This window comes from Rhodococcus sp. RD6.2 (assembly GCF_001040705.1).
GTDB lineage: Bacteria > Actinomycetota > Actinomycetes > Mycobacteriales > Mycobacteriaceae > Rhodococcus_G.
This window is the reverse complement of the sequence record NZ_CVQP01000008.1, coordinates 144083-156435: the sequence shown is the minus strand read 5'-3', so window position 1 is coordinate 156435 and position 12353 is coordinate 144083. Positions and strand designations below refer to the sequence as shown.

Sequence of the window (12353 nt, the reverse complement as noted above, 5' to 3'; positions counted from 1 at the left end):
GCGCGCGGGTGTGGCAGCGTGCACCGCATGGGGGAGATGTGGGAATTCGCGGTGCTCGCCGTGTGGTGTGTGTGGCTGAGCGTGACCGACCTGAGGACGAGACGCCTACCGAACGCGGTGACGCTGTCGGGTGCAGTGGCGATCGTCGGCGTTGCCGGTCTGCGCGGTGAGCTGCGCCCTGCGATCGTGGGCGCACTGCTGCTGGCAGGCGTGTACCTGTTTATGCATCTCGCGTCACCGGCGTCGATGGGCGGCGGCGACGTCAAACTCGCGCTCGGCCTCGGCGCCGCGACGGGAACGGCCGGGTCGGCAGTGTGGCTGGCCGCGGCAGTGGGAGCGTTCGCACTGACCGCCCTCGTGGGCTGTGTCCTGCGGGTTGCCGGGCGTCGTGTCGAGGACCTGCCGCACGGACCGTCGATGTGCTTCGCGACGCTCGCCGCGTTGACGCTGTGACCGGTGTGCATTGCAGTGGTCGGCCCGTGGAATGATGGTCGACGTGCTGCGCTGGATAACTGCTGGAGAATCCCACGGTCCCGCCCTCGTCGCGATGGTCGACGGAATGGTCGCCGGGGTCGAGATCACCTCGGACGAGATCGCCACCCAACTGGCTCGCCGCCGCCTCGGCTACGGTCGCGGTGCCCGCATGAGCTTCGAGAAGGACGTCGTCACCGTTGTCGGCGGCGTCCGGCACGGCCGCACCATGGGCGGACCCGTCGCGATCGAGGTCGCCAACAGCGAGTGGCCCAAGTGGGAGACCGTGATGGCCTCCGACCCCGTCGACGAGGCACTGCTCAAGGACCTCGCCCGGAACGCCCCGCTGACTCGGCCGCGGCCCGGCCACGCCGACTTCTCGGGCATGCTCAAGTACGGCTTCGACGACGCCCGGCCCGTGCTCGAACGCGCCAGTGCTCGCGAAACCGCGGCCCGCGTCGCTGCCGGAACCCTCGCCCGGAACTTCCTCCGCCAGGTGTTCGGTGTCGAGGTCGTCTCGCACGTCATCTCCATCGGCGCCTCGAAGCCCTATGTCGGCCCCGCCCCGCACGCCGACGACCTCGACGCCGTCGACGCCAGCCCCGTTCGCGCGTTCGACAAGGCGGCCGAGGAGTCGATGATCGCTGAGATCGAGGCCGCCAAGAAGGACGGCGACACCCTCGGCGGTGTCGTCGAGGTCGTGATCGAGGGACTGCCCATCGGACTCGGCTCGTTCATCAGCGGCGAGAACCGCCTCGACTCGCGCCTCGCGGCTGCCCTGATGGGCATCCAGGCGATCAAGGGCGTCGAGGTCGGCGACGGCTTCGAGACCGCCCGACGTCGCGGCAGCGCGGCGCACGACGAGATGAAGCCCGGACCCGACGGTGTCCTGCGGTCGACCAACCGCGCGGGCGGACTCGAAGGCGGCATGACCAACGGCGAGGCGCTGCGCGTGCGCGCGGCGATGAAGCCGATCTCCACGGTGCCGCGGGCGCTGGCCACCATCGACATGGCGACCGGCGACGAGGCCGTCGCGATCCACCAGCGCAGCGACGTCTGCGCGGTGCCCGCAGCGGGCGTCGTCGCGGAGTCCATGGTCGCGCTCGTCGTCGCGCAGGCCGCGCTCGAGAAGTTCGGTGGCGACTCCGCCGCCGAGACCCAGCGCAACGTCGAGGGGTACCTCGCGGCAGTGCGGGAGCGGCTGGCACGGTGACTCCACGTGCGGTCCTGATCGGGCCGCCCGGCGCGGGCAAGTCCACGATCGGGCGGCGCCTGGCTCGGGCGATCGACGTCGAGGTCTTCGACACCGACGCCGCGATCGAACACGAGACCGGGCGCAGCATCCCGGAGATCTTCGCCGAGGACGGTGAACCGGCGTTCCGGGAGATCGAAGAGGACGTCGTGCGCCGTGCGCTCCTCGAACAGGACGGCGTCGTCTCGCTCGGTGGCGGCGCGATCCTGTCCGATGCGACGCGTGCCCGCCTGGCCGGGCACACGGTCGTGTACCTGGAGATCAGCGTCGCCGAGGGACTGCGCAGGACCGGCGCGAACACGAGCCGGCCGCTGCTCAACGGCGGCGACCCGCGGCAGAAGTACCGAGAGCTGATGCGGCGGCGCAGGCCGCTCTACCGGGAGGTCGCGACCATTCGGCTGCGCTCCGACGGCCGCAGTCCCGCCCGCCTCGTGCAGCAACTCGTCACGCGACTGGGTGCAGCCCAGTCTCCGAATCCGTCGACGACGCACCCCGACTCATCGAAGGAAGAAGGCACACAGTGAGCGAACCCGTGCGCGTGCAGGTCGAGTCGGCCAGCCCGTACCCGGTGATCATCGGGCGCGGACTGCTCGGTGACATCGTCGACCAGCTGGCCGGGACCAGGACCGTCGCGATCATCCACCAGCCGACGCTGCTGCAGACCGCGGACGTCCTCAAGGCGGCGTTGAAGGAACGCGGTGTCGATGCCCACAGCATCGAGATCCCGGACGCGGAGGACGGCAAGGATCTGGCGGTCGCCGGGTTCTGCTGGGAGGTTCTGGGGCGGATCGGGCTGACCCGCAGCGACGCCGTCGTCAGCCTCGGTGGCGGTGCCGCGACCGACCTCGCCGGCTTCGTCGCCGCAACGTGGATGCGCGGGGTGAAGGTCGTGCACGTGCCGACCACGCTGCTCGCGATGGTCGACGCCGCCGTGGGTGGCAAGACCGGCATCAACACCGATGCGGGCAAGAACCTCGTCGGCTCGTTCCACGAACCGGCCGCCGTGTTCATCGACCTCGCGACGCTGGAGACGGTGCCGCGCAACGAGATCGTCGCCGGCATGGCCGAGGTGATCAAGACCGGGTTCATCGCCGACCCCGTGATCCTCGACCTGGTCGAGGCCGATCCGGAGGCTGCGCTGGATCCGACGGGCGAGGTGTTGCCCGAACTGATCCGCCGCTCGGTGGAGGTCAAGGCGAAGGTTGTCGCCGCGGACCTCAAGGAGTCGAGCCTGCGCGAGATCCTCAACTACGGGCACACCCTCGGCCATGCGATCGAACGTCGTGAGAAGTACCGGTGGCGCCACGGCGCTGCCGTGTCGGTCGGACTCGTGTTCGCTGCCGAGCTGGGCAGGCTGGCCGGACGACTCGACGACGCCACCGCGGACCGGCACCGCGCGATCCTCGAGTCCATCGGCCTGCCGACGAGCTACGACGCCGACGCGTTCTCGGACCTGCTCAAGGGGATGCAGACCGACAAGAAGAACCGCGCGGGCATGCTGCGGTTCGTCGTGCTCGACGGCCTCGCCAAGCCGAGCCGCCTCGAGGGTCCGGACCCGACATTGCTCGCCGCCGCCTACGCCGCGATCGGCCGGGAGTCCGGCGGGAACACCGGAACTGTGCTGTTGTAGCGGGCTCGCACGCCGCTGCGGGCGGGAGGTGGGGTCGCGGGGTGTCAGCCCCGCGACTTCCCTTCCGCAGGTCGTGCCTCATTCACTGCTGGTGTCGGCGGCTCGGGGTTTGCCGGGGCATGGTTCCTTGTACTCGACGTCGGGAGAGACCCACTCCCGCCACTGCTCCTCGCTCGGGTTGGCGACCAGCTTCTCGCACAGCACGTCCTTCCACGCCGCCGGCGCGGGAAGCTGCCAGACCGCGGGGCTCCCGGCAGTTGGCCCGCTGCCGGTCAGCGTCACAGGCAGTCCAACGATGTAGGCAGTCTGTCCGTCCTTGCCGAATTCCACCGAGCCCGCAGCGCCTATGGATTCTGTATCCACTGGCTGGCCGACTTGCTCGCCCGATTCGGCATCCCAGAACCGCAGGGTGTCGTCGGTGCCCACATCGCCGATCGACGCCAGGAAGTCGCCATTGGGGCTGTACACGATGCCGGATATGCCGCTGTGCCCCGTCATGGGCTTGCCGATGGACTCACCGCTGTCAACGTCCCATACTTGAATTTCACCTCGGAGTGTCGCAGTTGCGACTCGGTGACCGTCGGGACTCACGGCCATGTCGTCGAAGTAGGTCGGACTATCCCGACCGGCGACCTGCTCTCCCAAAGGTGGCCGCATAGTCATGTCCCACACCCAGATCGAGCTGTCGCCTCGTGCGAACAGGTGGGTGCCGTCCTGGCTGAAAGTGACCTCGTAGGTCGCGGCTTCATCGCCGGAGAGCGGATCTCCGATCTGTTTGCCTCTCTGCGTGTCCCACAATCGCACGGCGTTGTCATCGCTGGTGTACGCGAGGACCTTCCCGTCGGGGCTGATCGTGAACCCTTTGTCGGCTCCGTTGTATCCGGTGACGGGCTGGCCTGCGGGTCGTCCGTTTGACGTGTCGAGGATACGAATCGCGTTGTCCTCTCCGGCGATGGCGAGCCATCGATAGTCGCGACTCCAGTCCGCAGCCTTGCCGCTTTGCGTCCGGACTGACCGGAGCGTGTCGTTCGTGAAGGTGCTGATGTGCTCCCCGGTGTCGGCATTCAAACGGTGTCTTGAGTTGTCCCGCGTGAACACGATCTGAGGTACATCTGTGGTGGTATCCACACCTAGGGTGTCAGCGAGGTCTAGTGGGGCGGCCTTGCTGCCCGCCGTCTCTACGAGCAGCTGCTCATCGAGTTGTCCATCCAGCTTCTGAACGGACTCATCGGTCACTGCAATTAGCGAGTCCTCCGCTTTCGTGAATGCGACATGCTCCACCGGTGATTGAAAGCGCAATTGATTGCCAGTCGGCTGACCTGTGGCCCCGTCCCACAGTCGCACGCTTTTGTCGGTGCTACCGGTAACGATATGGTGGCCGTCGGGGCTAAACGCTAGGGACCAGATCAGGCCGTAGTCGCCTGCTGCGGGTGCTCCAATCAATTCGCCGGTGTCGGCATTCCATATCCTTAGTGGCGTTCCGCCATTCAGTGACGAAACACCTACTGTAAATCCGCCAGCGGCGACCACGGTCCCGTCCGGACTGAAAGCGAGGCTTGAGACGAAGTCGTAGTCGCGGATTGCTTCGTCGCGGAACTGCGATGTCTCGCGAAGCGCAGCTCCGGTTTCGGCATCCCACAGTTGGATTGTGCCCTCGCGGTCGCTGGTGGCTGTAGCGAGTCGACGTCCGTCGGGGCTGAACGCCAGTGCGGTGACGCTGATGCCGGGATCGGTTGTCAATGTGGCAACCGGCTGCCCCGTCTTGGGGTCCCACAGCCGCAATCCTTGGTCGTCGCTCACTGCAACCCGACGCCCATCCATGCTGACAGCGGCTTCGCCAACTGTGGTTCCGCCAGGCACCCGTTGCCCGATGTAATCTCCGGTGTCGGTGTCCCACACGCCAGTGGTTTTGTCGGTGCTGTCAAAGATCGTGAGGTAGCGGCCACTGAAGTCGATCGCAGTGGCATACGCGGCCGGATTGTCGACCGGAGCGCCGACCGGCATCCACGTTCGGGTGTCGATCAGATGAACGCCATCGTCGTCGGTGTTCGCGACGCGCTGACCGTCGCCGCTGAGGATGCGGCTGAACATGCCCGAGTTCGGATATATCTCGTCAAGGTTCGACCAACCGTCGACCGCCAGGCGCAGTCCTCCAACGTTGGCTTGCGGTGAAAGATTCTGTGCAGCAATAACCTTGACGAACGCGGGAAGTTCACTGCCTGGTTGACCGCCAGAGAGGATCGCCTGCCCTTCCGAAGCGAGTCGTTCGCCGAGCGCCTCCTGTTTGCGGGTATTGGCCTCGTCGTATGCCCGCCAAGTGAGAAGCGCCGCGACGACGGCCAGCACAGCGATGATCACGGTGCCTGCCAGTACCGCGCGCAGGGTGCGGGAGCGTTTGCGCAGCGCGCGGGCGTAGTTCTCGGCTTCCCGTTGGCGCTCATGGGCGTCGCGGAGCGCGGCCTGCTGGCGTTGCTGCGCCGCGGCGTGGCGCGCCTCGCGTGCTGCACTCTCCTCCTGCACACGGCGGCGATCACGGTGTTCTCGCACGACACGCGTGAGCACATCGTGGGTCAGTTCGATCCGTTGCGCGCCGTAGCGCTCCTCGATCCGGAGCAGCCGCGACTGAATCAGCCGGGTGAGTTCGTCATCCGTCAGGTGCGACGGCACCGCGTCCTCGCGGGGGTAGCTGTTGCGGAAACCCTTTTCGGTGATCAGCTCGGACTCGATGAAGCGCGCGACGCGGGGCGGCATCCCATTGACGCACGATGAGTAGTAGTTCGACAGGATGTCGCGTTTGGCGTCCTCGACGAGCTGCTTGTCGAACTGCGGCTGCCCACGTCGCTTCCTCTCCTCGTTGAGCTCGCGGCAGAACAGGCTCAGCAGTGCGGGTTCCACGTCCGATTCGCCGCGGTGATCGTGGGGATGATCGGACTCGGAGTGGGCGGTGTCGTGGCCGCGGTGCAGGTCTTCGCCCGCGACGATGGCGACCACCCGGCGAGCCAGTGGCTCTGTCATGAGGTGCGCCGCTGGTTCGTGCACGGCGGCAAGGGCGTCGCTTGCGCGCAGGTTCAGCAGGCGCACTCGTGAGCGTCCCAGCGATGGAATGAGCTGTCGCCAGCCTTCGAGCTCGGGGAGGAAGTCCTCGCGCAGGCTGATCAACAGCTTCGACGTGCGTGACCGCAGGTCGAATCGCGCAGCCACGCCCTCGTCGTTCTCGATCCGTGCGGCCAGGTCTGCGGGTATGCGGTTCTCGGCCAGATCGCCGAGATCGTCCCTGAACTCGCGAACGAGGTCGGGAACTCGCTCGCCCAGGGTGAACAGTTCTTCGAACTGATCGAGGACGATCACGGGGGTGAGCGGATAGTTCTGCGCGCTCCACAGCTCGAAGTCCTTGCGATGCAGGTACTCCCAGAGTAATTCGCCTTCCGAGGGCAGGACCGCGTCAGGCGCCTGGGCCCGGATCGAATCGCAGACAGCGTGTCGGAGCTGGTCGACGAGTCGTGCCGCGTCCGGCTTCAAATCGAACCGAACATAGATCGGCAGCAGGTGGCGTGCACGCAGGACGGGAAACAGTCCCGCCTGAAGCAGGGACGTCTTGCCTAGGCCGGAACGGCCGTACAGGACGGTGACGGGCGAGTCGAGGACGTGGTTTCCCAGCGCTCCAATTTCACGGTTGCGCCCGAAGAAGTAGGCCTGCGCGTCCTCTTCGAATGATGCCAACCCAGGCCACGGGTTGTCTCTGTCGAGCTGCATGGCATGCTCCGTCGGTCAGGCCGCATTGGTGCGCCGCATGGCGCGGATTTCGGCAGTCAGCACATCGAGCAACTCGGCATCCGGGTCGCCTCCCGGAGCCCGACCGAAATGCAAGCGGCTGAACTCTTCCGGAATCTGCTGGTATCGCCTCGCGTCACCCTCGTAGTCGTCGTCGATGACAACCGGGACGATGAATCTCCGGCGTGGAATCGAGCGCGAGCGATCCGCCGCCTCCAGCCACTCCCGGAAGACGTAGCCTTCGTCCTCGGCCTCCGTGTTGCGTGAGATGACCGGGACGAACAATCGAACGGTTCCGTGAATTCTCGCCAGGACTTCCTTCTCCCACTCATCGCCCGGGCTGATCTGCCGCTCGTCCAGCCACACGTCTCCGCCGAGGCCGTCGATCGCGTCGTAGAGCCGCCGGGCGGCATCGGCGTCCTCCCTCATGTAACTGATGAAGATGGTCGGAGGGGACGACGGTGAACTGGTGGAGCCGACTCCCCGCGAACGATCCGTCTGGTCGAGCGGCGGACGCGCCCTGCTCGCGGTCCGACGCTCCCAGCGTGCGCGCAGCTCCACGACGAACTCGGAAGGCTCCATGTCCAACTGCTGGACCATCGTCCTACGGCAGTAGGTCGCGAAGAAGTTCGACAGTGTGGGCGAGATGGACTTGCCGACGAAGAAGAACTGCTGGTTGCGTTCCAGCGACAGGCGTGAGTTGCTGGACATGCGAAGCAGGAATCGTCCCAGCCAGTCCGGTATTTCGCATCCGAGGAACAACAACGGATGGTGCTTCAGCGGATAGTCGAGCCAATCGGGAAGGCTCGCCGCGTCGCTGAGCAATGAGTGGAGCCACTCGAGTCGGTCTTCCTCGTGAATCGCGTACTGGGGCGTCGACGACGTTTGGCCGAACAAGTTCAGAACGACGGTGTCGGTACTCTCCGCTGGTTCCGAGTTGCGTGACTGTTCGCTCGTGCTCTGATTCGGGGAGAACGACACTTCCCGAACACCCGGGCGGCCGTGGAACCGGACGTCGTTCACCGCGGTTGCGAGCAACCGGTCCGGGGTGGTGCTCACGAACAGGGGAACATTGTCGATCGCGGCGAGGTTCCGGAGCGCGTCTCCGGGAACGGGATCCACCTCGGCGATGATGTCGTTGATGACGCGGTACAGTCGCTCGATCTCATCCCGGCCGCGCTCGTGCAGGAAGGCCGCCACCGCGTCACCCATCGTGGTCGACCCCGGTGGCAGGCGATAGCGATCGGCCAAGCGCCGTCCGATGAGTGTTCCGAGTCGCTCCTCGGTGGTGCCGACCTTGACCAATGTCATGTCCGGACCGACGACGGGTACCAGGAGTCGACCCCCGATATGGGAGAGGAGGTCCTCCCAGAAGACGTCGTTCGCGTCCGTGGTGGACAACTGAGGCATGAATTCATGGTGCTCGGCGGACGGAGCCGCAGCCAGAGTAGCCGACTACTCGACTGCGAGAGTGCTCATGCGGAATGCATGCGTGGCAGGTGCGGCGAGCGGGCTCCGAAGAGTCGGATAGGCGGGAACTCGAGCGAGGGTTCCTGGCATGTCGGACCGGCTGGCGCGGGAGAATGGAACAGCGAGCAAGGCGCGGCGACACCCCAGGAGGTGCAGCGTGGATGGCCGAGACAGTCAGTCCGAGCTCCGCGACCGACTCTGGAACGACGCACCACATGACACGCGGCCCGACGGCAAGGTCATGACCGTCGAGGCCGCGGTGCTCGAACAATACCGGCTCTACGTCGAGATGGCAGACCGCATCAGCGCCCGCCGCGGACTCGCGAACTCGTTCTTCCTGACGCTGAACACCGGCATAGTCACCGTCGTCGCCACGTTCGGCGAGGCTGCCCCTGAGGGCACTCGATCGTGGCTGGCAATTCCACTGGTCGCGGTACTCGGCCAGTGCGCCGCCTGGTTCTACCTGGTGCGCAGCTACCGGCTGCTCAACAGCGCCAAGTATCGGGTCGTCGGCGCCCTCGAGGAACGACTCCCGGCCTCCCCATTCTGGCGCGCCGAATGGTGGGCGCTGGGCGAGGGCGCAGACCGGTCCCGGTACTGGCCACTCGCCCATCTCGAGAAGTGGATTCCAGTCCTCTTCGCGCTTTTGTACGTCGCGGGCTTCGTCGCCATGATGCTCGCGTGAATTGAAGTCCCAGGCTATTCCTGGGGTCGGACGGCGCGGAACGCCTCGGTCGGTGCGTCGTCGGGGTAGCCGTCCGCGCTGGTGGCCGGGTCCGAGTACGGGCCCTCGGCGAATCCGTAGCCGTCGTCCTCGTGTGCCCACTCGTCGCCGCCTGCTGCGCCGACTCCGACCGGGACCGGTGCCGCGGTCCGATCCTCGGTCGCCTCGTTCTTCTGTGCGTCTCGGTGAGCGATGAATCGGCCGACCGCGACCGCCAGCATCGCGGGGACGAACACGAGCAGCAGGGTGAACGCCGCACCCGAGGTGAGCTCGAAGAACAGCGAGTTCTCGCCGAGCGAGACGTCGGAGACCGACCCGATGAGCCAGCACAGTGCACCGGAGAGCAGACCCGCGACTGCACCGGCCTTGAGCCAGGTCATCGTCAGGTCGGCTTCCTCCCGCTCCGACGGGTGCGCACGAGCGTCGCGGATACCGTCGAGACCGGCCCACACGAGGGCGGCGAGCACGACGACGGCCAGGCCGAGCCACCTCATCAGCGACCCGTGCAGTGGCCAGGCCGCGACCGCGACGCCCAGCGCGACCCGGGTGACGACATGCACGAAGGTCATGCCGAGTCCACGAACAATCCAGGAGTTCATACCCACAGCGTAACGAGGGTCACGTTCGTGGCGTGACGCAACCGACATCGACGGTGACGGACATCATCCGGTCACAGTCGCCTTCCGCACGAAGTCGGTGCCCGGCTGTCGTACGTTTGGGCCCATGTCCACTGCAGATCACGGAGCCCGGCGGGCCGCACTGCGCCGCCTGCTCACCGACCGCGAACTCGACGTCCTGATCGTCACCGACCTCCTCAACATCCGGTACCTCACCGGTTTCACGGGATCGAACGCGGCGCTCGTCGTCGACGCCGCCGACGAGCCGGGCGCGGAGGACGGCACCGTCGTCTGCACCGACGGTCGTTACGTCACCCAGGTCGGGGAACAGGTGCCGGACCTGCGGGCGATCATCGACCGGGCGAGCGCCGCCGCGCTGATCCGCACGCTCGCCGACCGCCCAGGTGTGCGAGCCGGATTCGAGAGTCACGTCGTTACGGTCGACGCCCTCGCGGGATGGCGCGACGCTGCGCCGAACCTGACGTTGACCCGCTGCCCCCGCGTGGTCGAACGCCTGCGGGAGGTCAAGGACGAACACGAGATCGGTCTGCTCCGGCGCGCGTGCACAGCAGCCGACGTGGCACTCGCCGCGCTGATCGAACGCGGCGGGCTGCGGCCGGGACGGACGGAACGCGAGGTCGGTCGCGAGTTGGAGTTCCTCATGCTCGAGAACGGCGCCGACGGCATCTCGTTCGAGACGATCGTCGCGGCCGGTGCGAACTCGGCGATTCCGCACCACCGGCCCACCGACGCGGTGCTCGCGTCGGGCGACTTCGTCAAACTCGACTTCGGTGCCACCGTCGCCGGTTACCACTCGGACATGACCCGCACCTACGTACTGGGGTCGGCGGCCGACTGGCAGCGTGACGTGTACGACCTGGTGTCGCGCTCACAGGCGGCCGGACGCGCGGCGCTGGCGCCGGGTGCCCCGCTGGCCGAGGTGGATGCGGCGTCGCGTTCGGTGATCGAGGCAGCGGGCTACGGCGAGCTGTTCCTGCACGGTCTCGGGCACGGCGTCGGCCTCGAGATCCACGAAGCGCCGGGAATCGGCAAGGCCGGGGCCGGTACACTACTAGCCGGTGCTGCGGTGACCGTCGAGCCCGGGGTGTACTTCTCGGGACGCGGAGGCGTCCGGATCGAGGACACTCTCGTGGTTCGCGAGGAGGAGCCGGAGCTCCTCACGCTCACCAGCAAAGATCTGACAATCGTTTAATAAGGAGACACGAAGCCAGTGGCTGACACCAGTGATTTCAAGAACGGGCTCGTACTGAAGATCGAGGGCCAGCTCTGGCAGATCATCGAGTTCCAGCACGTCAAGCCGGGCAAGGGTCCCGCGTTCGTGCGCACCAAGCTCAAGAACGTGCTCTCCGGCAAGAATGTCGACAAGACCTTCAACGCGGGCGTCAAGGTCGAGACCGCGACCGTCGACCGCCGCGACATGACGTACCTGTACCACGACGGTAGCGACTACGTCTTCATGGACGGCGACACCTACGACCAGATCTCGATCAACGAGGCAACCGTCGGCGAGGGCGCGCGCTTCCTGCTGGAGAACATGCAGGTCCAGGTCGCGACCCACGAGGACGCGCCGCTGTTCGTCGAGCTGCCCGTGACCGTCGAGCTCGTCGTCAAGCACACCGATCCGGGCCTGCAGGGCGACCGCTCCACCGGTGGCACCAAGCCGGCCACGCTGGAGACGGACGCCGAGGTCCAGGTTCCGCTGTTCATCAATACGGGCGACAAGCTGAAGATCGACTCCCGTGACGGCAACTACCTGGGCCGCGTGAACTCGTAGCGTGTCCGGTAGCCAGAAGAAGCTCGGGGCCAGGCACAAGGCCCGCAAGCGCGCCGTCGACTTCCTCTTCGAGGCGGAGGCGCGTGATCTCGACCCGGTGGACCTCGCGGCCGAGCGGGTGACGTTGTCCTCGAAGGACGACACCGTCGCACCCGTCAACCCGTACACGGTCACCGTCGTCACTGGTGTCGCGGAGAACCTGGACCGGCTCGACCGGGTCATCGCCGACCATCTGCAGGACTGGACGCTCGAGCGTCTGCCCGCCGTGGATCGTGCGATTCTCCGGATCGCGGTGTGGGAACTGTTCCACGCGACGGATGTGCCTCCGGTGGTCGCCGTCGACGAAGCGGTCGAGCTCGCGAAGGAACTCTCGACCGACGAGTCGCCGGGATTCATCAACGGGATCCTCGGCCAGGTCGTCCTGGTCGCACCTCAGGTGCGTGCCGCTGCAGCGGCGACGGCGCAGACGCCGGTCGACCGAGAGACCTCCGGCGAGAGCTGAACGCCGATGCACGACACGAACGCCGCGGACCTTCGGGGTCCGCGGCGTTCGTCGTTCTCCGACCGGGCACGCCGTCGTGTGGCTGACGACACCTCGCGCGGGTTCGGGTCGGCGGCACCAC

11 protein-coding genes are annotated in these 12353 nt (G+C 66.7%); 8 read left to right on the top strand and 3 right to left on the bottom strand.

The window, feature by feature from the left end; genetic code table 11:
* Window positions 1–27 precede the first annotated feature (27 nt).
* Genes RHCRD62_RS17465 through aroB form a run of 4 tightly spaced genes read left to right on the top strand, consistent with a single transcriptional unit; the run spans window position 28 to window position 3353 of the window.
* Window positions 28–453, top strand: coding sequence for a prepilin peptidase (locus RHCRD62_RS17465; RefSeq protein ID WP_050066019.1), 426 nt, complete (start codon window positions 28–30; stop codon window positions 451–453).
* A gap of 43 nt (window positions 454–496) precedes the next feature.
* Window positions 497–1684 carry a chorismate synthase gene (gene aroC, locus RHCRD62_RS17460; RefSeq protein ID WP_050066250.1) on the top strand — a complete coding sequence of 396 codons (1188 nt, stop codon included), beginning with the start codon at window positions 497–499 and terminating at the stop codon, window positions 1682–1684.
* Window positions 1681–2247, top strand: a complete 567-nt coding sequence (locus RHCRD62_RS17455; RefSeq protein WP_050066018.1) for a shikimate kinase — start codon at window positions 1681–1683, stop codon at window positions 2245–2247. The genes aroC and RHCRD62_RS17455 overlap by 4 nt, the downstream gene beginning before the upstream one ends.
* Window positions 2244–3353 carry a 3-dehydroquinate synthase gene (aroB, locus tag RHCRD62_RS17450; RefSeq protein ID WP_050066017.1) on the top strand — a complete coding sequence of 370 codons (1110 nt, stop codon included), beginning with the start codon at window positions 2244–2246 and terminating at the stop codon, window positions 3351–3353. Before RHCRD62_RS17455 ends, aroB begins: the two co-directional genes overlap by 4 nt.
* A gap of 78 nt (window positions 3354–3431) precedes the next feature.
* Here aroB and RHCRD62_RS17445 read toward each other — a convergent pair whose 3' ends face one another.
* Both RHCRD62_RS17445 and RHCRD62_RS17440 read right to left on the bottom strand, forming a co-directional pair.
* On the bottom strand, window positions 3432–7106 hold the full coding sequence (locus RHCRD62_RS17445; protein ID WP_050066016.1) for an nSTAND1 domain-containing NTPase: 3675 nt from the start codon (window positions 7104–7106) through the stop codon (window positions 3432–3434).
* A gap of 15 nt (window positions 7107–7121) precedes the next feature.
* Complete coding sequence (locus RHCRD62_RS17440; protein WP_050066015.1) at window positions 7122–8534, bottom strand: toll/interleukin-1 receptor domain-containing protein; 1413 nt, start codon at window positions 8532–8534, stop codon at window positions 7122–7124.
* A gap of 217 nt (window positions 8535–8751) precedes the next feature.
* Between RHCRD62_RS17440 and RHCRD62_RS17435 the strand changes: the two genes are divergently transcribed.
* Window positions 8752–9279 (top strand): RipA family octameric membrane protein, encoded by a 528-nt coding sequence (locus RHCRD62_RS17435; protein ID WP_157050973.1) that lies wholly within the window; start codon window positions 8752–8754, stop codon window positions 9277–9279.
* A gap of 14 nt (window positions 9280–9293) precedes the next feature.
* Here the strand turns inward: RHCRD62_RS17435 and RHCRD62_RS17430 are convergent, their stop codons facing one another.
* Window positions 9294–9917, bottom strand: a complete 624-nt coding sequence (locus RHCRD62_RS17430; protein WP_050066014.1) for a B-4DMT family transporter — start codon at window positions 9915–9917, stop codon at window positions 9294–9296.
* Window positions 9918–10041: 124 nt separating this feature from the next.
* Here RHCRD62_RS17430 and RHCRD62_RS17425 point away from each other — a divergent pair, with 124 nt between their 5' ends.
* Genes RHCRD62_RS17425 through nusB form a run of 3 tightly spaced genes read left to right on the top strand, consistent with a single transcriptional unit; the run spans window position 10042 to window position 12232 of the window.
* Window positions 10042–11148, top strand: a complete 1107-nt coding sequence (locus RHCRD62_RS17425; protein WP_050066013.1) for a M24 family metallopeptidase — start codon at window positions 10042–10044, stop codon at window positions 11146–11148.
* Window positions 11149–11166: 18 nt separating this feature from the next.
* Window positions 11167–11730, top strand: a complete 564-nt coding sequence (efp, locus tag RHCRD62_RS17420; protein ID WP_050066012.1) for an elongation factor P — start codon at window positions 11167–11169, stop codon at window positions 11728–11730.
* Window position 11731: 1 nt separating this feature from the next.
* Window positions 11732–12232 (top strand): transcription antitermination factor NusB, encoded by a 501-nt coding sequence (nusB, locus tag RHCRD62_RS17415; RefSeq protein ID WP_050066011.1) that lies wholly within the window; start codon window positions 11732–11734, stop codon window positions 12230–12232.
* Window positions 12233–12353 lie beyond the last annotated feature (121 nt).